Source organism: Paraglaciecola sp. (assembly GCF_051252315.1).
Lineage (GTDB): Bacteria > Pseudomonadota > Gammaproteobacteria > Enterobacterales > Alteromonadaceae > Paraglaciecola.
Map to the genome: position 1 here is coordinate 24,413 of NZ_JBPOFP010000011.1, position 25,366 is coordinate 49,778.

Consider the following 25,366-nt stretch of genomic DNA (forward strand, 5'->3'; position numbering starts at 1 on the left):
AAACACAAAGCTCCACATACACGCCTTATATGCAGAGATTTAAATTTACCTACACTTCAACAGCCTCAGTAGTTTTTTTAGATTGCATCCAGAAAAAGAGAACTGCGAAAGCAATGATCAGGATAGCTGGAAATATGGCCATGGTGCCTAGAGTAGCTTGGCCGGCAACCAACTCTAGCTCATCGCCAGTTAACCCCTGAGCTTTAGCGGCCGCTTTGTCAGAATCTATCCATGCTCCGATGATAGGCTGGAAAATGGAAGATGAGAACATGCCAACTGCACCTACGACTGACATGCCTAAAGCGCCACTAGCAGGAATATATTTTGCGATAAATCCAATCATATTTGGCCAGAAATAAGCGACACCCAGTGCAAAGAAAATAGCAGCAACATAAGCCATTGAACCTGTTTGTGTTGAAAACAGGAAAACACCAATTGTTGTCATTATTGCTGATCCGAGCAACACCCCAGTAATATCTAATTTTGCAACAATCGAACCACCGAAGTAACGAGCCACGGCCATTAAACCTGTGACTAAAGCTAATATAAGCATTGGATGCGCGCCACTTTTTGCCAGTATGACTCCCACCCACTGCTGAGGACCAAACTCTGAAATAGCTGTTAGCGCCATGCAGAAAAACATAAAAATGAATAGAGGGGACATCATTGCCGACAGATTCCCACCGATTTGAGCCGCTTTTTCCACTTTAGCTTTAGGCCATGATTGGCCAAAAAACAGCCATGCATAAATAATGGTTGGGATCATAATCACCCAAATTTGTGACTGCCAGCTCATAGCAGCATCAGTCATAAACTTGGAAATAAGTGCTCCAATCACAATGCCACCAGGAAACCACATGTGGAAACGATTAAGCTTAGTATTAACCTCATTTCCTGAATACATGTCGGCAATCATAGGATTACATGCGGCTTCAGTGCAGCCATTTCCCAAACCAATAAGGAGTGTAGAAATAAGTAACATTTCATAACTCCCCGCAAAGATGGTAAGAATAATGCCAGCGGCATGGGCAAATAGAGCAAACTGCATGATCACCTTGCCACCCACTTTATGATAAATGAGACCACCCACCACCATGGATATAGGAAACCCTAAAAACCACATTGAATTGATAAAACCTAATTGACTGGCGCTTAAACTCAGCTCGCTTCCTAGTTGTACTAATATTCCCGCTCTAATACTAAACGATAATGCTGTGGTAATAAGAGCGAAGCAACTACCATAAAAAAGTCTATTATCTGTCTTCATTTCAACTTCCTCGATTTGATTTGTTATCACGTCATGCAAAATTTAAAACGACACTTATTTTCCCGAGCTCAGGTTAAATTAAACATTTCGCTTCGAATAAATTTATACATACTTTTAAATCACCCGGTCATTTCCACCATCAACACTAAGTTGTATACCGGTACTTTTTGACAATGTGCCATCTACGAATGCCGAAACAGCTAAAGCCACATCACGTGAGGTTATTTCTGCACCCAGTAAATTCCGTTTTTTATATTCATCCACCGTAATTCCATAACGCTGAGCGGATTTTTCTAGTGCGCCTCGGGTCCACAACTTGGTATCGAAAACTGCGTCTGGATGAATAGCGTTGACGGTAATCCCATCTTTAACCAACTCCAGAGCAGCAACCCGCATAAGTTGAGTGAGCCCAGCTTTAGAAACCGAATAAGCGGCAGCCCCAGCGCCCGGAGCAGGTACGTTTCTTGACCCCATAAACACTACAGCCGGATCAATCCCGTAACGTAAATAAGGAATAGCTTGTTTGAGAAGTAGCCGATGTGAGCTTAAGTTTACGGCTAGTGTACTGTCCCAATTATCATCATCTAAATCTTCGATGTTTTTTCCAGTGCGGAAAATCCCAGCGTTTGATACTAAAATATCGATGCCACCGTATTGTTCCACTACCTCTGCTAACACACGACTAATTGCACTTTCATCGGTTAAGTTTACGACTTTACCTTCGAAGCCAGCTTGGTTCATTTCACTTTGAATGTCGGGATTGATGTCGAGCCCCACCACGACAGCACCTTGTTCAAACAAACGCTTTGCACAAGCTAACCCAATGCCAGCCGCTGCGCCGCTGACAATTGCGATTTTTCCAGTCAGTTCAGGGCCTGCCTTTTGAGATTTCAATTTTGCTTGTTCTAGTGTCCAATACTCAATGTCGCGCAAGTCCTGCTCTGTTAAGCCTTGCCAACCACCTATTTCATCTGCGTATTGCAAGGCTTGTAATGTAGCCTTTGCAACATCTGCTGAAATAGTTGCACGTTTCAAATTAATCCCAAAACTACGACTTTGGCCACTTTCAAAAACGGCCCAATGAGGATGCGTTTTTAACATTTGTAACTCACTGTTGTCTGCCCGCTCAAAATACGCTTGATACTCAGCATCAAAAGCGAGCATTTCAGACTCTGGATTTTGACCATGCAATAACGCAGGAAAAGGTTTGTTATGTAAAACATGCTCGGGGGTCAGGGTTCCATTACGCAATAGCTCAGTAATACGTTTGGTTTTTTCTGCCGATATGCTAACAGCAGGCTTAGAAATCAGCGCTTGGCCAGCAAGAATAGAAGCTGCTTTGCGATATCGAGCCACAGATATTGGGTCGACAACTGGCAAATTTTCAAAGCAGGGTTCACCCAACTGTTCTAATAAAAAGGTTTCCGCTTTTCCTACCGCTTCCACCATATTGTCATAGCTAATTTTAGCATCATCAGAAAATGTAAAAACACCATGATGTTCTAGAATCACCGTATTTATGCCTTCAAATTGGCCATTATCAATAGCTTCTTTAAACTGAAGTGCGAGGTCAAACCCCGGTTTTACATAGGGCAAAAACAGTACGTCATCACCATAAATATTCTTTAATAAATTTAAACCATCTGGGGAGTTAGAAACCGTTAATACTGCATTTGCGTGAGAGTGATCGACGAATTTAAATGGGATCAACGCATGTACAATAGCCTCAATCGAAGCGCCTGCAGCATTAGGATCTAATCGAGCTACCTTTAAATCCTTTACCATGTCATCGTCACTGAGTGTTTTAAGTTCAGCTAAACGTATTACTTTTTCAATTTCTAGCGCGGTGTAACCTTCAGCCCCCATAGTTGCGAGATCAAAACCACTGGCTTTCACCCAGATAATATTTTGCGTTTCACCAAAACGGTTGGTGGCGGTTGATTTTAACGATGTGTTGCCACCACCGTGCAATACCATAGCCGTATCAGCGCCAATCAGTCGTGATGTATACACACGCAGATCTAAATCGTTTGTTAGCTTACGCGCCTCTTGGTCATTCCATAAATTTTTCATATTGTTCAACTTCTCTAATTTATTGATACAAATTATTCTTCTATCAAAGCGATTAATGTGTCGACCGCCTTTTCTACGAAAACACTGTCTTCTGCGTTATTGTTCATTTCTATTAGTTCGATATTTTTTGGTAGGAATTTTTCTACTGCCTGCCTTAACACTTCATCACTTTGAGGGTCAAATAAGTCACCATTGGCCGCGGAATAACTACTTACGCCTTTAGTGGGCAACATAAACACAGTTTTCTTTTTGCTATAGGTAAGGCGTTTACATATTTCACTGATAATGGCTGTGACTTCTTCGCCATTGGTGCGCGGAACTAAAATGACCGGATTGTGATAACTGTATAGATGATCTTTATATTCTTCTGGCACGGTATTAGGTTCATCCAATAAAATGCCTAGATGATCGATTCCTCCAGGAACCACCACTTGAGGCAGGCCTAATTTCCCAGCGACGGTTAAACGTTCTTCATCTGCAGCCCTCACTCCGTGGTACAGGGCGTCTGCAATATCGCCTAAACCGAAGTCAAAAACAGCGGTAATAATGCCGTCTTTCATCATTTGTTCCATGGCGCGACTGCCCGCCCCTATGGCATGAAAAACGATGGGCTCATAGCCTCGTTTTTTGAACAGTTCCATGGCCTTCATTGTACCTTGGGTAAGCACACCCAAATTTGAAATTCCGACAATGGGTTTCCCTTCAGTAAACTCCACTTTTTGATAGGCATTAGCCATACCACAAGCAGCTCCAGCTGCATTAGATAAAACTCGTCGAAAAAACGGATTTAGCCCCAAAATATCACTTACCGAAAACATCATGGTGATGTCTTTAATCCCGACAAACGCTGACGTATCTCCAGAAGCCATAGTTGAAATCATGATTTTGGGAAACGCATAAGGTAACGCTTGCATCACCATACAACCATTGTTGGTCCCTTGGGTTCCGCCTAGGCTAACTAACGCATCTATTTTCTGTTCATGAATAAGCTGATTAACTAACTTTATCGCGCCTTTCACCATCACCTTGGAAGCTTCTTGACGAGATGGGTGCTCTAATAAAGCGGCCAGAGAACTACCGCCTTCTAAAGCCACTTCGTCTTTATGAATATCAACCTCAATATCAGTAATACCGACTAAGCTAATATCAATTAATAACGCCTTTCCGCCGAGAGCTTGTACTTCTTCTCGTAAGAAATCACACTCGGCTCCTTTCGTATCCATAGTCGCTAAGACAACTACGGTTTTTTTAGGGCTTAAAGTTTCTGCACTACTATTTTGGGTCTTCATTGCCGAATTCTCTTTATAGTTATCTCATTGACTAGTTGTTGATAAACCTGCTGGAATATCTTTAACAAACATGTGTTTTAGCTATTGTTTTTGTGAGAAAAATTCAAAGCAGTAAATTCATTTGCAGCAGCAGATACCGCTCGTTCGATAGGTAGACGCTCAGTTGAAGACCCGGTCCAAAAACCGTGACCAGATGTATGATCGAGCATATATTGGGCATCACTCGGGGTTTCCATAGCCGCGCCATGCCCCACTAAAATAACCTCAGGATGAAGCTTGCGAACTGCAGCGTAAACCTCTTCTGTTTCAGCAGCCGTTTGCTCAATAGTGCAGCCATTATCATAACCACTGATCCCGCCTTTAGTGGTACCGGCGTGATAACAAAAAATGTCAGGCTTCGCTTGTTCAGCTATCTCATTAGCATCTTCTGGGGTAAAGGCTAAACCAATAGTGACCATGTCCATCTCTTTAGCCAAGATCAACATGTCTATTTCGTTTTGTAGGGTAATACCGGCACTTGTGAGTACCTTAAAAATCTCACTATCTTTATCTACATAACTAATAGAAGGCCCAATGTTAGATACTGAATTCACTCCCATTCTCTGACAGTCTTCCAACACCATGCGCATGTCTTTAAGCGGGTCATTTGCATTTAAACAGGCACATACAAAAGACTCTCCCTGCAGTGCAGGCATAATATCTTCTCGGGTATAATTTAGGGTCTGTTGATTTGAGTCGAGTATTGGCCACATCATAGACATAGTGCCCATTCCATTTGCTCTGAGTCTGGCACCTGAGAATGTGTTAATACAATCAACGCCAGACTTTTCCAACAAACTGGCGACTAAACCACTGCCTGCACTGGCAATCATTATTGGCTGGCAATCAGTCACTTTTTTTCTTAGTTTTTGTAAAATTTCATTTGTCGAAATTCGATTAGTAATCATTTTAAAAGCCTCGTGCTAAGTTCAGTCTGGTGGTGCAAAATTTTTTATACGGTTCCCAGCTCGAGCTTGCGGCACTGGCTGGAATCGGCCGAAAGAAATTCATGTATTAACTGTGTTAATTGGCGCTGATGTTCTTTAGGTCGGTGATAGCGAGAAGGTAATTTTTGATAGCCCGCGTTAGGGATCACATCTGCAATTTTTTCTGCAATTCTAGTTGGATGTAATGGATCTTCTTCATTACCAAAAACGATCGTGGGCTGCTTTATTTGTTTTAATTGAGAGACATGTTTAAAAGGAGCGTCGTTAACTAAGTTATTTAATACCGGTGCTGCGGATATTGCTTGAGCACGTGTAAAGAGTCCTTTGATCGACTGAGCGCTTGCTGGGTTATCAAATTCTAATTTTTGAAACCACAATTGACTTAACAAATGCTCCCTAGCTCTTTGAAATCCAGCATATTGAAGGTCTTCACCAATATTTTTTACAACTAACAAATTTGGCACCGCAGCACTGTCTAACCAAGCCGGGCGAACTAAAATCAATCCTGCAACACACTCAGGTTTTTTTAACGCTGCTTGAATGCTAATACCTGCCCCCATGGAAATGCCCCCAAAGATGGCTCTTTGGATACCAAGGTGGTCAAGTAAGGCCAAGACAATATCGCTGAAGGTTTCAAAACTAAACCAATGTTTGATATTTTCTGATGAATTGATGATTGTTTGGCCATGGCCTGGCATATCTAAGGTCAGTATTCGACGGTAACTTAATCCACTCACTGATTGTTCAGATTGACGCCTATCTGCGCCTAATCCATGCAAAAACACTAATGTTTCTGCCTCATCACCTTTATCTACGGATCCCTGTTTATCACTTTCATTTAACTGATAAGCAATGTACTGATCTTTGAACTGAAAGAACGCCATGTGTAACCATCTAATTCACTAATGAATGTATTACAAAGATAAGTGAAGAGCGCGAGTAGGTCTTTTACATATTGACTGATTTTTATAACATTTCGCTTATACCTGGATTTACTTAGCCATAGAGAAAGCGACCAAACGTTAATTTTAGAGGGAAGAAAAGTATTAATGAACTGGGTAAGCTAATTGCAGTGATTTTAGCTAAGTCTATTATTAAATTTAAAAATGCCAGCGTTCTCTATACTTTTTAGGTGAAATATCTAAAGAAGCTCGGAATTGTCGAGTGAAATAACTTTGGTCACAAAATCCACAGCGCATGGCAATATCCGTTAAACCTTTGTCTGTGGTTTTTAGTAAATGACAAGCCGCTTGGATCCTGACTTTTAAAATAAATTTTTGCGGAGGCATAGTAAATACAGCTCTAAAACGGCTGCGAAATTGACTACTAGATAGAAAGCACATATCAGCAAGTTCAGTCACATCAATCACAGTATGATAATTATCCTGTATGTGTTTGATAGCTTTAGAAAATGGTTGGTAATCTTCTGGTAGGCTTTCAGACTCACCCATAACACGTGAGGTACCCATTACGCCATGCACTTCACCTTGATGATTAAAGACAGGTAACTTGCTTGTAGTAACCCAAATAATATTGCCGAGTTCGTTCACGATCAGCTCAGTACGATTTACTATCGATTCAGCGTGATGAATAATTCTAAAGTCGTCGTGGCGTATCGCATCGGCCACTTTTTTTGGAAAGAATTCATATTCCGTTTTACCAATAACGTCTGATTTGTTGCTTAAGTTAAAAAGCCGAGAAGTCGCCTCATTGCAGAGTACAAATTGGCAATTTTTATCTTTAATGTAAAAATAGATATCAGGCAAAATATCGAACAAGGTTTCTATATTGCCGTGATCACGCAACTGTTCCATGAATTTTTCTGTACGTGGATCGACACTTACTGTCATTTATGTACCCCAGCTCAAACAACCATTGGCTCAGGTAATATTTATATCACCTTTCGCTTGCTAGGGTGTACAAAAAACGTACCAGCGTCAATTCATAGTGATAACAAACTAAACAGAGAACGGATATTTAATCGCAGGGTGATGTTGGTAGTTCTCTACAGAAAACTGCTCTAAAGTCACCCAAGTTTCTATGTCTTCCAAGGTTTTGATACTAGGATCAATCTGCAAACTAGGAGAGGCGTAAGGCTCTCTTGTGATGTGTTCTTGTTTCATCAACTCAAGCTGATCTTCATAAATATGTGCATTAACAATTTTATGAAAAACCTTACCCGGTTTTAGCCCAGTTATTCTTGCCATTAACGCTAAAAGAGTAAAACATTGAACCTGATTAAAGTTTAAGCCTAGAGGCACATCACAGCTGCGCTGATAACTATTTAAATATAAGGTGCCATCCAATATGGAAAACTGATGTTGGAACATACAAGGGCGCAAACAACCTAGATGAAATGCGGCAGGGTGATAGAAAGTTAAAATCTCTCCTCTATCATCAATACCATTAGATAAATCCTCTACGATTTTCTTTAATAGATCGATTGAACCACCGTCTGGCTTTGGAAAGTTTCTGGCCATCTTGCCATACACTAGCCCCATATCGTCTTCACCTTTACGAACAGGGTTACTTAGCCAGGCTTGATTGTCATTGGCATTAGCGTTCCAAGTATTACAACCAATCTCTCTAAATTGAGCGGCACTATCGTAACCTCTGAGGTAACCGATTAATTCTGCAATGGCGGCTTTGAAAAAACTTTTTCTGGTGGTATCTAACGGAAACTCATTTTCGTCCACGTTATACACAAAATCAGCGTTAATCACAGTTAAGCAACGTTTACCGGTTCTTTCGTTGTAAACCCACTTTCCTTGATTAATGATTCTTTTGCACAGTTCTATATATTGACTCATTTTACGAATACTTCTTTAATGTTGATTTTGTAAATACCATTGAGTGGAATTTTACTTAAATACCAGCTCTGACTAGGCCACCTAAGCCTGATAATTCTAGATACAAGTTTACTTCATCTCGTACGTCTTGCGGATTATTTAAGGTTAATACCTTAGCTAATAATTGTTCTGATTCGTTGCGACTGATGTTACGTACAATCCATTTCACCTTGAGCAAATTGTGATTATTCATACTCAGTTTTCGATAACCCATAGCCATCAGCAGCACAACACCACCTGGCTCCCCAGCCAATTCACCACATACAGTAATGGGCACTTGTAACATTTCTGCATGTTTAGCAATAGTATTTAAAGCGCTTAACACGGCTGGATGGTAACTATCATATAACTCAGATACACGAGCGTTATTTCTATCCACCGCTAGTAGATATTGGGTTAAATCGTTACTACCGACAGAAAAGAAATCGACTATCTTAGCCAATTGAGGCAGTTGGTAAATCACCGCAGGCACTTCCAACATCACACCTATTTTAGGCATATTTAAGTGCTGCCCTAACAATTTTGCATCCTCTTCGACTTCATAGAAAGCCTGTCTAATTAGGCGTTTTGCTTCACTCACCTCACTGACAGACGTAATCATAGGCAACATGATGCTCAGGTTATCTAATCCAATACTGGCCCGTAACATGGCACGTATTTGTACTAAAAATATTTCTGGGTGATCTAACGTTAAACGTATGCCACGCCAACCTAAAAACGGATTTTCCTCAGTTATCGGAAAATAAGGTAAAGGTTTATCTCCCCCTACATCTAAAGTACGCATAGTAAAAGGTTTATGCGGTTCGGCGATTAATAACTCTCGATATAGGTCAGCTTGCTCTTGCTCTGTGGGAAAACGCTGGCGCATCATAAAGGGGATTTCGGTTCTGAATAATCCCACTCCATCTGAATCTGGATTGATATTATTTTCAGACTCCAGTGATAAACCTGCATTGACGAATAAGTTTAACTGGCACTTATCTTTCGTCATAGCAGGCAAGTTATCTTGAGCGTGAATTTTCTCAGATAATAACTGCTCTTCTAATATTAATTGTTCAAACTCATGTCGTATTGTGACATTTGGAGAAACAATGACATCGCCAGTGTACCCGTCTAACAATATGTCTTTTTGATCAAGTAAGGTAATAGGTACGTCTGTTAGTCCCATTACGGCAGGCACCCCCATTGCTCTTGCCATAATAGCGGCGTGGGAGTTGTTAGAGCCACGCATTGACACTATGCCTTTCAGTTTTTCGCTAGGGAATTCAGCTAACATGGCGGCAGTGACTTCTTCTGCAATTAAAATGGAATGATCTGAAGGTTCACGTTTAGTGGCCTCGTCATTACCTAACCCTAGAATATTGGCTAAAACTCTGTTTCCCATGTCTTCAACGTCAACGGCTCGTTCACGCATATAAGTGTCATTCATAGATTGAAATTGGCGAATAAAGTTTTCAATGACCATTTTTAAAGACGTTGGCGCATCCCAACCACCTTTAATTTTTTTCTCGACCTCTCTCCCCAGACTATTCGCATCTAATAAGTGATGATAAAGCTGGAAAATCGCTCGCACATCATCTGGAACTTCGCCTTGAATACGCTCAGACAATACCGCCATGTCCTGCTGCGTTTTTTTAACCGCCAAACGGTAATTTTCAATTTGCTCTTCTGTGTTGTCACTACGCTTATGCACGTGACTATGAATATTCACCATCAAGTTTTGTAAAAAACCAACACCTGTCGCCAACCCTGAGGAACCAGGCACTCCTCTTAGAGACTTTTGCCAATCTTTGGGCACATTTTCAGCTAATGAATTGATAGAACCACGGGCTTTAGCGTTAGAGATTTCAACTGCAAGTTGCATCGCTAAGGTAACTAAAAATGCCTCTTCATCTTCACTAAAACGTCTTTTTTCTCGTTGTTGTAGGGTTAATACCCCTAAAACTTTTCTTTGATGAATGATGGGGGCGCCTAAAAAGGCGTGATAAAGATCTTCTCGAACTTCAGGGTAATGTTTAAACCGAGGATGGCTCGGTGCGTCACTAATATTTATGGGCTCTTCACGTTGCCCAATTAACCCAATTAAGCCTTCAGAAAAACCTATAGAAACTTGACCTACGGCCTCAGATGCTAAACCTTGGGTTGCGGCTAAAATAAAATGTTGTTGTTCATAATCGGCTAGATAAATACTACAAGAGTCAACCTTTAAGGCCTCTATCAGTCTGTGCGCCAGACAACTCAACGCCTCATCCAAAACGGGGATTTGGTTCACTTCCTGAACGATGCGTTTAAGCGTGGTTAACATAATCCTTATTTACCTTTCGTATTTAAGCCTTACGTCGGCGTTTTGACTTATGAGATTGCCCTTGAAAAGGTAGCGCACCTTCTGGCATAGCGACTGATGCAAATTCTTTCATGACTCGTCGGTATACATCTTTTTTAAAAGACACTACGTTACGAACTGGGTACCAAAAGCTCACCCAACGCCAATTATCAAACTCAGGGTGACCTGATTGTAATAAATCGACATCATCTTCTTTGCAGGTTAATTGTAACAAAAACCACTTTTGTTTTTGACCAATACAAACAGGGTTACTGCCTTGACGTACTAGACGTTTAGGCAATTTGTATCGTAACCAATTTTTAGTCACTGACAATATTTTTACGTGTTCCGGCCGCAAACCCACTTCCTCATGGAGCTCACGATACATAGTTTGTTCTGCAGTTTCACCTTCGTCAATTCCCCCTTGCGGGAACTGCCATGAATGCTGTCCATAACGCCTAGCCCAAAAAACTTGACCTAACTCATTACAAATTACTATGCCAACGTTGGCGCGGAATCCTTCGGCATCAATCACTTAGACTCCCGAGAACTCAATTCTTTTAATGTCATGCATTCTTCCATAAACTACAGCTTATTCAAAGGAATAAAAAAGCATTAGGCCTAGTTGTATTCAGAATGAAAGAGTATATTTTTCCAAAAACCGAGCCCCAATCCATACCACAACTGCTTAACCGTGCAGAGGTGTTGGCTGGAGTGACCTTAGGTGAACTTGCCGATATTAATAATATTAAGACGCCAGATAACTTTAAAAGGGAAAAAGGCTGGACAGGGCAACTCATCGAACTTTGTTTAGGTGCAACCGCAGGATCAAAGTCCCAACAAGATTTTGCCCAACTTGGTATTGAACTAAAAACGATCCCCATAGACGAATATGGCAAACCTTTAGAAACCACCTATGTATGTTATGCACCTTTACTAGATGTAGCAGGCATTGAATGGCATACCAGCAACATAAGAAATAAAATTCGACAGGTCTTATGGGTCCCAATAGACGGTAGAAGAGACATTCCGCCCAGAGACAGACGTATCGCCACACCGTTCTTATGGACACCCAGTGCCGAACAAGACAACCAGCTTCGTATGGACTGGGAAGAGTTAATGGAAATGATCGCCCTAGGTGAAATTGAAAACGTCACCGCCCGCCGAGGTCAATATCTACAAATTCGCCCTAAAGCGGCAGACGGCAGCGCACTAACCGAGGCAATAGGTAAGAATGGACAAAAGATCCAAACCCGCCCAAGAGGGTTTTACTTAAAAAAAGAATTCACTCGTCAAATATTAAACAACGCGTTTGCTTAAAGTATGCTTATGATGAGAAAAATAAACAGGCTACAAAAATTGATTTTAAATCTAAATGGATTATCAACCAAAACCGAGCAAATTTTGCCAGGTATCACTCATGAAATAGCTGGACAGTTATCGTAAGGCATTAAACGTCTCGTACTGCTTCAATCGGTTTTATTCTGCTTTTAAGTGGCAAAGCCATGCTTTTTATTTACCCGCGAATCAAAGCTCGCTATTTTTTATTACAAACTCTAAATGACAATTGGCATGGATAGCCAATTGAGTGGTGTTTTGTCGGGAACAAATCAGCACGACTTTTGGAGTTTATAAAAAATAGGAGAAGAGCTTTGCCGGAGCTCGGCATTTCTTGTTTACTTCTTTTTGCTGTTGAAAAGAAGTAAATTGTTTGTCAGGGATGACAATCGAAAACCCGCAATGAATTGCGTGAGCACAGCGAATACTTTGTGTGCGCAGCACATAAATAAGCTCCGCGTATAAACAAAAACACCTCCAAAGCAGGAGGTGTTTTATTAAACTTAGTTTTAAAAACAAGTTTCTATTGTGGTGTACGTAACACCATCAAACGTATCTCAGTCATATCTTCCATGGCAAAGGTAATACCCTCACGGCCTAAACCTGATTCTTTAACGCCACCATACGGCATATTGTCCACACGCCAACTAGGCACATCTCCAATAACCACACCGCCTACATCCAGTTCATTCCAAGCTTTGTTAGCTTTATAAATGTCTCGAGTGAAGACACCGGCTTGTAAGCCAAACTGACTGTTGTTGACTTCCTCTAAGGCTTGGTCAAAGTCACTAAATGAACTCAATACAGAAACTGGACCAAATGCCTCTTCGGTGTTGATTGCGGCATCGTTTGGCACGTTTTCAAGCAAAGTGGCTTGCAACATATTACCATCACGTTGACCACCACATAACAAGGTGGCACCGGCGGCTACGGCTTCTTGCACCCAAGTATCTAATCGAGATGCTTCGGATTCAGAAATCATTGGGCCAATAAAGGTATCTTCATTTAACGGATCGCCATGTACCAAGTTAGCAACACGATCAGTATAACGCTGCTTAAAATCAGCATAAATAGAATCATGTACGATAACTCTTTGAACACTAATACAGCTTTGTCCAGACTGATAATAAGCACCAAAAACGATACGTTCGATAGCATCATCAAGGTCAGTGTCGTGATCGACTACGCAAGCGGCATTACCACCTAACTCCAAAATAACCGGTTTTTTACCTGCTTTAGCTTTTAAGTCCCAACCCACTTGAGGAGAGCCAGTAAAACTAAGCAACTTAAACCTGTCGTCAGTGGTAAATAAATCAGCGCCATCACGGCTACAAGGCAAAATTGAAAACGCTCCTTTAGGTAGATTCGTTTCAGCTAATATTTCACCAATAATCAAAGCACCCAAAGGTGTGCGACTAGCAGGTTTGAGCACAAACGCACAACCGGTAGCTAATGCTGGCGCGACTTTATGTGCGGCCAAATTTAACGGAAAATTAAACGGAGAAATAAACGAACATGGACCAATAGGTACACGTTTGTACATACCCGTATAACCTTTCGCCCTTGGGGTAATTTCTAAGTTCATTACCTCACCATGCATACGCACTGACTCTTCGGCAGCAATCCGGAAGGTGTCAATTAAGCGAGTCACTTCACCACGTGCATCTTTAATTGGTTTACCGGCTTCAATGCATAAGGCGTGAGCTAATTCGTCAAAACGCTCTTCAAAACGTTTAACACAATGATTGAGAATATCTTGACGCTCATAGGGTGCCATTTTATTAAGCAAAGGCTGGCTAGCCTCTGCAGCTGCAATTGCTTGGTCAATCACCTTGGCATCTGCTAAAGCAGCATGGGTCGCCACTTCATTAGTGTACTTATTGGTGATCTCTAAACCTTGATTAGCAAAAACTGCTTCATTGGCTAAATAATAAGGATAAGCTTTAGCTAACATAATAATTCCTTATACTGCGGCACTTCGCACACGAAGTGTTTTGTTTAAAGTTTCGTCGTTTAAGGTGTAATCCACTGGCACATCAATTAAATGTACGCCCGGTTCAGCTAAACATTTTTGTACTTGAGGTAACAAACCAGCAGCTGAATCAACACGCCAGCCCTTGCCTCCGTAGCTTTCAACATATTTAACAAAATCTGGGTTACCGTAATCTAGGCCAAAGTTTTCAAACTCCATATTAGCCTGTTTCCATTTGATCATACCGTAGGCATCATCGCGCAGGATAATAACCACTATGTGCAGATTCAAACGCACTGCAGTTTCTAGCTCCTGACTGTTCATCATAAAGCCGCCATCACCACAAACAGTGATAACAGGTTTATCTGGATGCACCATTTTAGCAGCCATGGCTGAAGGTAAACCAGCACCCATAGTCGCCAGCGCGTTATCAAGTAATAAAGTATTAGGAAGCGCTGCATGGTAATTACGTGCAAACCAAATTTTGTAAACACCATTATCTAAAGTCACTATGCCATCATCAGGCATGGCTTCGCGAATATCACGTACAAATCGTTCCGGTAAAATAGGGAAACGGTCATCATTTTCACTTTCAGCTTTGTGAGCTTCATAAGCTTGATGAACTTTGTTAAAGAAAGAGAAATCCCAATTTGGATTAACATCAATCTGTTCTTTAATTTGCCAAATACTATTGGCCACGTCACCTAGAACTTCTAGCTGTGGGAAATACACAGGGTCTACTGCGGCAGTTTCAAAGTTAACGTGGATTACTTGTCTATTATCATCGTGGCTCATAAAGAATGGTGGTTTCTCTACCACGTCATGACCAACGTTGATAATCAAGTCTGCGCTATCAATAACTCTATGCACAAAGTCACCTGATGATAGGGCTGTGTTCCCCATATACAGATCATCTCTTTCGTCCAAAACGCCTTTACCTAGCTGCGTAGTCACATAAGGGATACCTGTTTTATCAACAAACTCTCTAAGCATTTTGGAGGTTAATTTACGATTAGCGGCAGCACCAATTAATAATAAAGGAGACTTAGCGTCTTTGATCATCTCAACGGCTTTATTAATTGCTTTGTATTCCGCAATCGGACGTCTTGAAACACTGGCAGTTAATAATTCGGCAACTGTATCTTCTGCTGCAATATCTTCTGGTAATTCGATATGAGCGGCACCAGGACGTTCTTCGTGAGCTAATCTGAATGCTTCTCGGATGGCAGATGGAATACGGTCTCCACTGACTAATTGAGTGGTGTATTTGGTAATTGGACGCATCATGTCAACAGCGTCAATCACTTGGAATCGTCCCTGTTTACTGGTTTTCACTGGCTTTTGCCCAGTGATCATTAACATAGGCATAGCACCTAATTGTGCATAAGCGGCCGGTGTAACTAAGTTTGTTGCACCGGGTCCAAGAGTAGATAAACACACGCCAACTTTACCGGTTAGGCGGCCATAAGTAGCAGCCATAAAACCTGCGCCTTGTTCGTGTCTGGTCAAAATAAGTTTAATTTTTGACCCTCTCATTGATTCTAATAAATCCAAGTTTTCTTCACCTGGAATACCAAATATATATTCGACACCTTCGGCTTCTAAAGCTTTTATAAATAAATCAGACGCTTTCATTGGCGCTCCTGTTAGTTTTGTAGGGTTAAGTCCCAATCTTAAATACCTGTATAGAAGATAGGACATATTTTTGAAAGGTCTTAGCCTTTCTTTATTTTTATATTTGTTACTCATCAACTTAATTAAACTTTAATGAGTTCTTAAGCTTATACTCCACCGAATCATATGTTCCAGTAAAGCATAAAAAACCGATTACTTAACACTTTTTGGAATAAGCGAATTATTGTTAACAGACCATTTTTTTTCTAACAAAATTTGGACAATGTCTAATTGTAAAATCGTTACACTTGAACGAAATAAAACCTTACCAATAGCCGATGACTTATTGGTAACCTCTGGTTCATTGGTAATTGTTGATTCCACTTGGTCCCATTCTATCTTCAGTTGTTTTAGTCTTTGCAACACATCTTTAAGTAGAGGGGCGTCGTAATTTTTAAGAAACTGATTAACGGTTAACTCAAACCTATTAAGTACCTCTGAAATTTGTATCACAGCATTGGGGTTGTATGTATCTTGCAATTGACTAATTGAAAATTGCAAACAGTTAAGTAACTGCTGAACATTATGTTCAAAAATATCACTGGTTATTAATTCAGCATTGTCTTGCAAAAATAATTGTGGCGCTTTTTGTGGTTTATTATCTGCTAACCTATAACCTCGAGCCGCTTTGCTATCTTGCCCAATTGGCATATATACAACTTGAAGAAGTTGTTTTGCCAAAGTAAATAAATCAGCTGGTTGACCTTTTTTTAACTCAAGTTCAACTTCACAAATAGTTGTATGTTGACCATTAGCCGATATTCTTCCTTTGTCCCAAACCATTTCGATTTGACACTCAGGGGTAATATCCAACAAATAAATGTGGCGTACAAAGTTAGTTGCAAACAAAGTCGATAGATTTTTCTGAGTGGTGTTTACATCAAAATCTGTGGGCCAAGCTTTTGGATCAAACAAAGATAAGTTAGGTGTAACTTGCACACCTTGTTGTTTATCAGCTAGTTGTACATTGAACTCAGGTCTTTGATGAAGAGCACCGATTGACTGACCAGCGGTTTTAAGAGTTTGCTCTAAGTTTTTACCATTCCCTCGGATACGTAACCCAATATCATTAATACGTAATTGCCGATCCTGTGTATCAAAATAATAATTACTCAACTCTACCTTTTGGCGAGTCACACCACACCGTAAATTTGGTAGAAATTTTTGTTCAATAATATCGCCTGCATTTTCTGCAGCCAATAATTTTAATTCAATCTCGTATTCCATATTTTTTAAATAATAATCAATACCTTAATTTCAATAACTGAATATTGTACCATACCTTGATGCTGCCCATATGTTAGTTGCTTAAATGCTAAACAATACAAACACTAATAATGCGCAAAACCAAATAGAGACTTGCCTTTCTTTTAACCACACAATACCATCTATGCTGAATTTAAGGAGTTTATAGTTAATGATGCGTAAGCAAATCGTTTTTTTATCGTTATTAATCGCCAGTTGTTTTTATAGCCTGCAATTGACTGCACAAGAAAACACCACAACAAGTGGTGAAGTTCGGTATATTTCTGACGATTTATTTACCTACATGCATGCTGGGCCGGGTCTTAACTTTAGAATATTAGGATCGGTGACTGCTGGCGCAAAAGTGACCCTGCTTAACATTGACAAAGAAAACAACTTTGCAGAAATTCTTGATGAAAAGAATCGTAAAGGTTGGGTAGACGCAGACTATATCAATAAAAACCGTAGCGTCAGAGAATTGGTACCAGGTTTACAACAACAAGTTGAAGAACATCAACTAGGTTTACAACAAGAACTAGCCAATAACGACATACTGAACCAACAAATATCAGATTTAAACGCAGAAATTAGCCAACTTAAAAAGACATTATCTAATTCAGAAAAAACCAAAGCTGAAATTGCACGCACTTTAGAAAATTATGACCAAAGTGCTGAAATGGAATGGTTAACTCGAGGCGGTATTTTGGCTATAGTGAGTTTGTTATTAGGGATTATCATTACCTACTTACCTAAGAAACGCCGTAGAAACGACAACTGGATGTAATCAAAATATTTTAATTCACCTATTAACAATTGTTAAGATTCGCTATTAACGGCAACGTTTAATTAATGCTTATTGTAACAATTTTAGTGGGTGATCTTGTGCACTCCATTTAGCTGAAAAAAAGTCTTTGATAACCTTATTGGGAACTTCATCAACCGCTTTAAATCGCCAGTTTGGATGATAATCTTTATCAATCAATAATGCCCGCACACCTTCTTGAAACTCTCCATATTCAGCACATTTACAGGATAGAATCAGCTCCATTTTAAGGCATTCAGCTAAACTTAACCCCTTGGCTGTATGTAATTGCTTAAATACTAAAGCTTTGGATAAAGATGACCCTTTCTGTAAATTAGCTTGTGCTTCATTTACCCATTCGTCCGTTTCACTTTTAGCCAAAATGTATGCCTCTGCCTTTTGCACAGAGTCTTGGTTCATTAACTCAGTTAACCATACCTGGTTTTCCTTTAGTCGGTTAATCGGCAATTGCTCACTGTGTTTATCTTGTAACTCCTGGCAAATTTCACTTAACTTAGCTGCCACGTCTATTTTTTGCCAATTGGTTAACTTTAGCTTCTCAAGTAAGTTGGACTTGAGCTTATGCGGCATAAAATAATTCGCCAAGTTTGCGTAGATAGCTTCTGAGGCGTTAATACTTTTTCCCGTTAAACCTAAAAATAAGCCGCATCCAGCTGGCATTTTGTTTAAGAAGAAACTGGCGCCTGCATCTGGATATAACCCAATACTAATTTCTGGCATCGCTAAACGGGCATTTTCAGTGACGACTTTATGACTTGCCCCACTCATTAACCCTAAACCACCTCCCATCACTAAACCGTTACCCCAAACTAAAATAGGTTTACTAAAAGTATGGATTGCATAATCTAATTGATATTCTAAAGAAAAGAATTCTTTTAAAGGGTGTATGTCACTCGGTGATGAAACCTTGTGCTGTGAAGGCATATTGTGCTCATGCATAGAATGATACATGGCAACAATATCACCACCAGCACAAAATGCTTTATCCCCATCCCCTTCTAAAATCACTAAAGCGATATCCGGATCATCTTGCCACTGTTTCAAAGTAGATTTTAAAGATGCAACCATATGTATATCTAACGCATTAAAAGCTTTAGGTTTAGTTAGGGTTGCACAGGCGATTTTTGCTTGTCCAATGGTTTGAATATAAGAATACGTAACGCCTACCACTTACTTTGTTACCTGCTTAGAAAGTATATTGATGTAACTATATACCATGAAATAAATATCTATAACTAGCATATAAAAATGACCGCTATGTTTATAAGTTGAGTCTGCTATGCTTAATTAGTTAATATTTTGTGCGGTATTTTCAAGGGATTATCCTATTTTATGTCATTTAGTAAGATAAAAGTTGCAGTCGTTGAAGACAATGGCATGGCTCGAGCAAACCTGCGTAATCATTTGTTAGATATGGGGTTTAATCAAATCGGCTGTTTTAGTAATGGTCGCGAACTCAAAGCGAATATGCGTAACCAAAGGCTTGACCTTCTGCTCATGGATTTTCACTTAGGGCAAAATAAAAATGGCGTCGAAGTATTACAAGATTTAAAACAACAGGGGTTCATTAACAACTCTACCTGCATTATGTTTGTTACCTCTGATCGACTGCCCTTAATCATAGGTCAGATTGTCGACGTGCATCCCGAAGCGCTAATAGTAAAGCCTTACACCATTCGCAATTTAATGAAAAATATTTCCAATTGCCTAAACCTACATAGTTATTTAAAACCAGTCTATCAAAGCATGGATGACGACAACCATGAAAAAGCACTAGAAGAATTAGATTGGCTATTGGAAGAAGAACCAAAACCTCGTCAAAAAAGTGCCCTCATTAAACTCAGAGCTAGAATTTTAACCAAACTAGAACGTCATTCCGAAGCAGCTAGTCATTATCGAGAGATCCTACAACGTTCAGACAAAGTCATTTGGGCCAAATGGGGATTAATTCAAAATTTATTCTTAGATGGACAAATTGAAGAAAGTGAGACTTTATTACACGATTTAACCGAGTCTCAACTTACCAATGATAAGGCTTGTGAATGGCTAGCTAGGATCAGCATTAGCAATAACCAATACAGTAAAGCTGAAAACTATATGCACCAGATCCGTGAGGGAGAACTTTCCATTCCGGCTGCGCGCTTAAAGGCTTATATTTATCAATCTCAGCAACGGGGTGAAGAAGCAATCAATTTACTGGAAAAAAAGCGCGAGTCCAATCGCTCTATTAGAGAAAGGTACGATGAAATATCACTAGATTTAGCCCGTTGTTATTTAACCGAAGCTGAATTAAAAACTGGCAATGACCGTACACCAGATATTCAAGTGGCAAAATTTTTAATCGGTGCTGCCGGTAGAAAACTATCTGATCCAGCTATGGCCCAAAAGAAAGATTACATGTTAGCGACAGCCGCTTTTTTAGAGGGAAACATTGCCAAATCTAACGAGATATTGAGTCGTCCTGGAATGCAAGATTTACATGAGGCTGAAATTTCCACCATTACCGATGCTGTGCATGCATGGCGTAATGTAGGCAATACCGAAAAAGCCAAAGAATACCTTGAACTGAGTAAAGAAAAATTAAAAGACATTGATGAGGGAAACAGTAAAACAATATCCACAATGTTGGTCACCAAAGGTGAAGAAGCCATTGGAGAAAGAAGACCACAAGCTCTCGAGTTTAACAAAATCGGATTACAAAAATTTGCCAACAAAAAATACTTGGCTGCTACCAAAGACTTTTATCAAGCCTATAAGTTGTTTCCGAGAGAATTGGCTTTCAGCTTAAATTTGTTACAGGGCATGGTTGATGCTGAGTTGACTGAATTTAAAAAAGTTAAAACCTTGGAGTTTTTAACTGAACTACAAAGCAGAGAGTTAAACAATGGCAATAAAAAACGTTTAGATGAAATAGTGCAACGTATTGTTAAGAAAAAACACGTGTATTTTATGGATATGCCTAACGAAGAAACACCAGAAAAAGCCTAGTTCGATGTATGGACTTCCAGTTCAATCAAAGTATTGACTAAACCTTGTAGTGCTAAATCAACATCTTCAACGTAAATCAACTCATCTGGATGATGACTTACCCCTCCTTTACATCGAACAAAATACATAGCCACATCGGTAATTTCAGCAATTGCCATCGCGTCATGCCCTGCTCCACTCATTAATTTTACCGGCGGTAAATCCATATTTGCTAAAACTTTCACCTGCAGATCTTGCATCCATCTAGCACACTTCACAGCACTCGCATTATGCACTTCAGTCCACTGACTAGTTAAGTTTCTTGCGTGACAAATAGCCTCAACTTTACCTTGGATCTCTTTTACTGCCATATCTCGCATATCGTCATAATCGGAACGAATATCCATAGAAAATATAACTTTTCCGGGGATCACGTTCACTGCACCCGGTTTACTCTCAATACGACCAACAGTTGCTACAACTGAATAATCTTTAGCTACCTGTTCTATGGTCAATATGGCGTTGGCAGCGCCTACCAAGGCATCTTGACGCATATCCATAGGCACAGTTCCAGAGTGTCCTGCATAACCTGTTAGTTCCACCTCAAAACGCCTCGCTCCAGCAATGGCAGTAACTATGCCTAAAGCTCTATCATGTTGTTCTAAAACCGGACCTTGTTCAATGTGAACTTCTAAATAACCAAGTAGGTTGTCTTTTGCTCGGCTAGCCAATTCAACCTTTGCTGGATCGAAGCCCACGTCGTGAAAAGCTTGATCTAAACTAATATGTTCTTTGTCTTCCAGCGACCACCAGTCAGACTGCCAAGTATTAGCCACAGCACGGCTACCTAATAAAGTACTGCCAAATCGAGTACCTTCTTCATCACCAAATCCAATAATGTCTATATGGTAGTTAAATACTTTTTTCTGTTGATGAAAATACTGAATGGCAGCTATGGCTAACAGCACGCCTAAAATACCATCATATTTTCCAGCATTAGGGATCGAGTCCAAATGAGAACCAATCAGTAAGGTTTTAATCTCTTCTTCCGTTTGAAATTCATTAGCTGTTTTTCCAAAATATCGGCCACATACGTTACCCGCTTGATCCACCCAAGTAGTCATTCCACCTTGTTGCATCCAAGTCTGAACCAATTGGTTACATGTCATATGTTCTCTGGTCATGTAAAAACGACTAATGCCGTGCTCAGTAGCTGAAATACCAGCTAACTCATCACACCAATCCATTACTTGCTGAGCAAGTTCTGGAAAATCACGTGGCGTTATAATTGATTCAATCTGTTCAATCGGTTCAATGACAGGTGGAAATCTAAGGTTCATGTATTACTTCTCTTTAGCATTAAATTGTTCAACATAGCTAATGAGCTTTTGAAGAAAAAATTGTTTTTGTGGATAACTAATAAAACTAGCAGTAAAGCTATTGTGAGCTAATTGTATGGCTTGCAGTTGAGTCATTGGAAATGCGTCAGCTAAAGCAAAAAAATTGTCATTCAAATAACCACCAAAATAAGTGGGATCATCGGAGTTCACTGTTACCCGAATATTTTGGCCTAACATCTTAAAAATATTATGTTGCTGCATATCTTCATACACACACAAACGTACATTGGATAAAGGGCAAACAGTCAAAGGTATTTGATGTTGAGCCAGATATTCCATGAGTTTAGGATCTTCATCAGCACGAATACCATGATCAATTCTGTCAACTTTTAGTAAGTTAATAGCTTGCCAAATATAATCTGGAGGGCCTTCTTCACCAGCATGAGCCACTATTTTAAAACCTTCAGCTTTGGCTTTAGCAAACACGTCTGTGAACTTACTAGGAGGATGGCCTAATTCCGAACTATCTAAGCCAATACTGGTGATTTTCTCTTTCCATAACAAAGCACTTTCTAGGGTTTCAGCAGCACTATCAGCGCTTAAGTGCCGCAAAAAATTAAGCATTAACTTATAGCTCAAGCCAAATTGTTGCTCAGAATCTTTTAGCGCCCGTAAAGTTCCACCTATTACAGTGTCAAAGCTTATACCTCGTTGGGTATGGGTTTGTGGATCGAAAGACAGCTCTGTATGTAAAATATTGTCAGCTTTGCAATGCAGACAATAGTCCCAAGTTAGATCATAAAAATCTTGCTCGGTTTGCAACACTCCCGCGCCTTGGTAATACAGATCTAAGAAGCTTTGTAAATCAGAAAACTGATAAGCCGCTTCTATTTCTTCAACACTTTGATAAGGCAAAGCCACTGAATTTTTATTCGCCAAATCGAACATTAATTGGGGCGAAAGCGACCCATCTAAATGTAAATGTAACTCAGCTTTAGGCAAGCCAGCTAAAAACGCTTTGCTCGCAAGTTGTTTTACCTTATCTAATCTAGCTAATTGGTTAAATTCAGTAGAAGCCTGCATGATGATTATCCGTAAAAATTTAAAGCAGTATCGGCACCTGCATTGGCCTGCATGTTATGACCCGCTCTGCATAACACAGATTCTAATGCCACTAATGTCTGCAAAACAGCGTCTTTTCTGGCGTTATAACCCATAGTGCCGATACGCCAAATTTTACCGTGTAAGGGTCCAAACGAGGTACCAATTTCAATGCCAAAATCTAACAACATACTTTGGCGGATCGCTTCGCCGTCAACGCCTTCAGGAATATACACACCAACAACATTTGTCATTTTGTGCTCTTGATCACCAAACAGTTTTAAATTCATGGCACTGAGTCCTTTAGCCATAGCGTTTCCATGTAACTGGTGGCGAGCAATGACTTGCTCCTTGCCTTCTTCCAAAAGTATTCGTGCACATTCACGTGCACCATATAACATGGTTGTTGCTTCAGTATGATGGTTAAGCCGTTCTTCTCCCCAATAATCCATGATCATTCCCAGATCAAAATAATTAGAGCGAATAATTTGGCCTTGTCCATCGAGGTGATCTTCAGTACGGATCCCAGCTTCAATATGTTTACGCTTTTTAATTGCCTCAACGGCTTTTTCACTTAAAGTAACGGGTGCACTACCAGATGGCCCACATAAACACTTTTGTAAACCAACAGACACCGCATCTAGCTGCCATTGGTCTGTTAAAAATGCATTGCCCCCTATGGATGCCGTGGCATCAGAATAAAACAATACATCATGACGTTGGCAGATCTCTCCCAATGATTCTAACGGCTGTAACATAGTGGTAGAGGTATCGCCTTGCACTATCGCCAACATTTTTGGTTGAAATTGTTTAATGGCGTCTTCGATTTCATCTGGCGTGAACACTTCACCCCATTCCTTTTCAATGGTATGAACTTGGGCACCACATCGTTGGGCTATTTCTGTCAGCAAGTGACCAAAACGACCAAACACTGGTACTAACACTTTATCTCCCGGTTCCAGCATAGAGACCAATACAGCTTCAATACCTGCTCTTGAGGTACCATCGACTAAAAATGTCCATTGGTTTGCTGTACTAAACACGCCCCGATAAAGTGCCATAGTTTCATTCATACACTCAGTCATGGCAGGGTCATATTGACCTACCAATTGCACAGACATAGCACGCAGTACTCTAGGGTCAACCGTAATGGGTCCCGGTCCCATTAACAACCTAGGTGGAGGCGAAAATGGGCGTAATAAAGAAGATGCGGGTTGAAATAATTCAGACATTTTAAGCTCCTACTAGTTGATACAGCATACGAGAGCCGCTGATACATAAAAATAATGCAAAAATACGTTTTAACATGACCGAATCTAACTTGGAGCCAAGTTTGGCACCCACTGGCGCCAACAAAATAGTTAAGGGCACAATACAAAGAAAGCCAGCAATATTGACTAAACCTATAGTGGCATCTGGCGCATCATTAGGTGTTGCAGCCAACAACATGGCGATAGCCCCTGGCAATGAAATTAACAGGCCAAATACTGCTGCGGTGCCAACGGCTTTATGAGAAGGATAATTACAAGCACTCAACATGGGTACACCAATAGTGCCGCCACCAATGCCGATCATCACAGAGAAAAAACCAATACTTGAAGACATAATACCTTGGCCAGCCATGTTAGGTAATTGCTGCATCACGGGTTTGGCATTTGCTCGAAGCAACATATTCATCGCCACTAAAATGGCAATCACACCAAACAATCCACTAATCAATTGGCCGTCAATTCTGGTTGCCATGGCACTACCAAAAATAACACCCACTACCATGAAAGGTGCCCAACGTTTTATCAGTGGCCAATCAATATTGCCCCGACCATTATGCGCTTTAATTGAAGAAATACTGGTTGGTACTATGACTAATAAAGAGGTACCTGTTGCCACCAAAATAGCGGTTGCTGAAGGAATACCTAACATTTCTAGCACAAAATAAAATACCGGTACTATGACAATACCGCCACCCACACCTAATAACCCAGCTAGGATACCGGCGACACAACCTGTAGCCATCATGGCGATTACAACAGGTAACCATTGTGTGACTAAATCAGAAAACTCATTCATAACTTATTTATTGCTCCCGCAAATCATATTTTTAACTTTTAAATCTTTGCTA

At 40.3% G+C, this 25,366-nt stretch carries 20 protein-coding genes; 3 read left to right on the forward strand and 17 right to left on the reverse strand.

The window, feature by feature from the left end; genetic code table 11:
* Positions 1-49: 49 nt before the first annotated feature.
* The 9 genes from ACSHXM_RS03610 to rppH form a co-directional block, all read right to left on the reverse strand.
* A complete protein-coding gene (locus ACSHXM_RS03610; RefSeq protein WP_435687360.1) occupies positions 50-1,267 on the reverse strand; it encodes an MFS transporter in 1,218 nt (405 codons plus the stop codon).
* Positions 1,268-1,381: 114 nt separating this feature from the next.
* Positions 1,382-3,340: an SDR family oxidoreductase gene (locus tag ACSHXM_RS03615; protein WP_435687361.1), complete on the reverse strand. Its 1,959-nt coding sequence runs from the start codon at positions 3,338-3,340 to the stop codon at positions 1,382-1,384.
* Between the two features lie 32 nt (positions 3,341-3,372).
* A complete protein-coding gene (locus ACSHXM_RS03620) occupies positions 3,373-4,629 on the reverse strand; it encodes a Tm-1-like ATP-binding domain-containing protein (RefSeq protein WP_435687362.1) in 1,257 nt (418 codons plus the stop codon).
* A 77-nt stretch (positions 4,630-4,706) separates the two neighbouring features.
* On the reverse strand, positions 4,707-5,576 hold the full coding sequence (locus tag ACSHXM_RS03625) for a phosphoenolpyruvate hydrolase family protein (protein WP_435687363.1): 870 nt from the start codon (positions 5,574-5,576) through the stop codon (positions 4,707-4,709).
* 44 nt (positions 5,577-5,620) lie between these two features.
* Positions 5,621-6,499, reverse strand: coding sequence for an alpha/beta fold hydrolase (locus ACSHXM_RS03630; protein WP_435687364.1), 879 nt, complete (start codon positions 6,497-6,499; stop codon positions 5,621-5,623).
* A gap of 216 nt (positions 6,500-6,715) precedes the next feature.
* Positions 6,716-7,465 (reverse strand): helix-turn-helix domain-containing protein, encoded by a 750-nt coding sequence (locus ACSHXM_RS03635; RefSeq protein WP_435687365.1) that lies wholly within the window; start codon positions 7,463-7,465, stop codon positions 6,716-6,718.
* Between the two features lie 108 nt (positions 7,466-7,573).
* Entirely contained in the window at positions 7,574-8,425 is an 852-nt protein-coding gene (locus ACSHXM_RS03640) for a thymidylate synthase (RefSeq protein ID WP_435687366.1), read from the reverse strand.
* A gap of 55 nt (positions 8,426-8,480) precedes the next feature.
* Positions 8,481-10,769 (reverse strand): phosphoenolpyruvate--protein phosphotransferase, encoded by a 2,289-nt coding sequence (gene ptsP / locus ACSHXM_RS03645; RefSeq protein WP_435687367.1) that lies wholly within the window; start codon positions 10,767-10,769, stop codon positions 8,481-8,483.
* 22 nt (positions 10,770-10,791) lie between these two features.
* Positions 10,792-11,322, reverse strand: coding sequence for an RNA pyrophosphohydrolase (rppH, locus tag ACSHXM_RS03650; RefSeq protein WP_435687368.1), 531 nt, complete (start codon positions 11,320-11,322; stop codon positions 10,792-10,794).
* Between the two features lie 101 nt (positions 11,323-11,423).
* Between rppH and mutH the strand changes: the two genes are divergently transcribed.
* Positions 11,424-12,107 (forward strand): DNA mismatch repair endonuclease MutH, encoded by a 684-nt coding sequence (mutH, locus tag ACSHXM_RS03655; protein WP_435687369.1) that lies wholly within the window; start codon positions 11,424-11,426, stop codon positions 12,105-12,107.
* Positions 12,108-12,648: 541 nt separating this feature from the next.
* On the opposite strand, the gene ACSHXM_RS03660 is transcribed toward mutH, so the two are convergent.
* The 3 genes from ACSHXM_RS03660 to ACSHXM_RS03670 form a co-directional block, all read right to left on the reverse strand.
* A complete protein-coding gene (locus ACSHXM_RS03660; RefSeq protein ID WP_435687370.1) occupies positions 12,649-14,079 on the reverse strand; it encodes an aldehyde dehydrogenase family protein in 1,431 nt (476 codons plus the stop codon).
* 9 nt (positions 14,080-14,088) lie between these two features.
* Entirely contained in the window at positions 14,089-15,732 is a 1,644-nt protein-coding gene (locus ACSHXM_RS03665) for an acetolactate synthase large subunit (protein ID WP_435687371.1), read from the reverse strand.
* Between the two features lie 192 nt (positions 15,733-15,924).
* Positions 15,925-16,998 (reverse strand): inorganic triphosphatase, encoded by a 1,074-nt coding sequence (locus ACSHXM_RS03670; RefSeq protein WP_435687372.1) that lies wholly within the window; start codon positions 16,996-16,998, stop codon positions 15,925-15,927.
* A 190-nt stretch (positions 16,999-17,188) separates the two neighbouring features.
* On the opposite strand from ACSHXM_RS03670, the gene ACSHXM_RS03675 reads away from it, so the two are divergent.
* Positions 17,189-17,800 carry a TIGR04211 family SH3 domain-containing protein gene (locus tag ACSHXM_RS03675; RefSeq protein ID WP_435687373.1) on the forward strand — a complete coding sequence of 204 codons (612 nt, stop codon included), beginning with the start codon at positions 17,189-17,191 and terminating at the stop codon, positions 17,798-17,800.
* Between the two features lie 69 nt (positions 17,801-17,869).
* Here the strand turns inward: ACSHXM_RS03675 and ACSHXM_RS03680 are convergent, their stop codons facing one another.
* Positions 17,870-19,009 (reverse strand): enoyl-CoA hydratase/isomerase family protein, encoded by a 1,140-nt coding sequence (locus ACSHXM_RS03680; protein WP_435687374.1) that lies wholly within the window; start codon positions 19,007-19,009, stop codon positions 17,870-17,872.
* 162 nt (positions 19,010-19,171) lie between these two features.
* Between ACSHXM_RS03680 and ACSHXM_RS03685 the strand changes: the two genes are divergently transcribed.
* Entirely contained in the window at positions 19,172-20,827 is a 1,656-nt protein-coding gene (locus ACSHXM_RS03685; RefSeq protein WP_435687375.1) for a response regulator, read from the forward strand.
* Here the strand turns inward: ACSHXM_RS03685 and ACSHXM_RS03690 are convergent.
* The 4 genes from ACSHXM_RS03690 to ACSHXM_RS03705 are packed head-to-tail and all read right to left on the reverse strand — an operon-like array spanning position 20,824 to position 25,314.
* A complete protein-coding gene (locus tag ACSHXM_RS03690; RefSeq protein ID WP_435687376.1) occupies positions 20,824-22,146 on the reverse strand; it encodes an allantoate amidohydrolase in 1,323 nt (440 codons plus the stop codon). The genes ACSHXM_RS03685 and ACSHXM_RS03690 overlap by 4 nt on opposite strands.
* A 3-nt stretch (positions 22,147-22,149) precedes the next feature.
* Positions 22,150-23,229 (reverse strand): adenosine deaminase, encoded by a 1,080-nt coding sequence (locus tag ACSHXM_RS03695; RefSeq protein ID WP_435687377.1) that lies wholly within the window; start codon positions 23,227-23,229, stop codon positions 22,150-22,152.
* Between the two features lie 5 nt (positions 23,230-23,234).
* Positions 23,235-24,479 (reverse strand): pyridoxal-phosphate-dependent aminotransferase family protein, encoded by a 1,245-nt coding sequence (locus tag ACSHXM_RS03700; RefSeq protein WP_435687378.1) that lies wholly within the window; start codon positions 24,477-24,479, stop codon positions 23,235-23,237.
* A gap of 1 nt (position 24,480) precedes the next feature.
* Complete coding sequence (locus ACSHXM_RS03705) at positions 24,481-25,314, reverse strand: sulfite exporter TauE/SafE family protein (RefSeq protein ID WP_435687379.1); 834 nt, start codon at positions 25,312-25,314, stop codon at positions 24,481-24,483.
* Between the last annotated feature and the right edge of the window lie 52 nt (positions 25,315-25,366).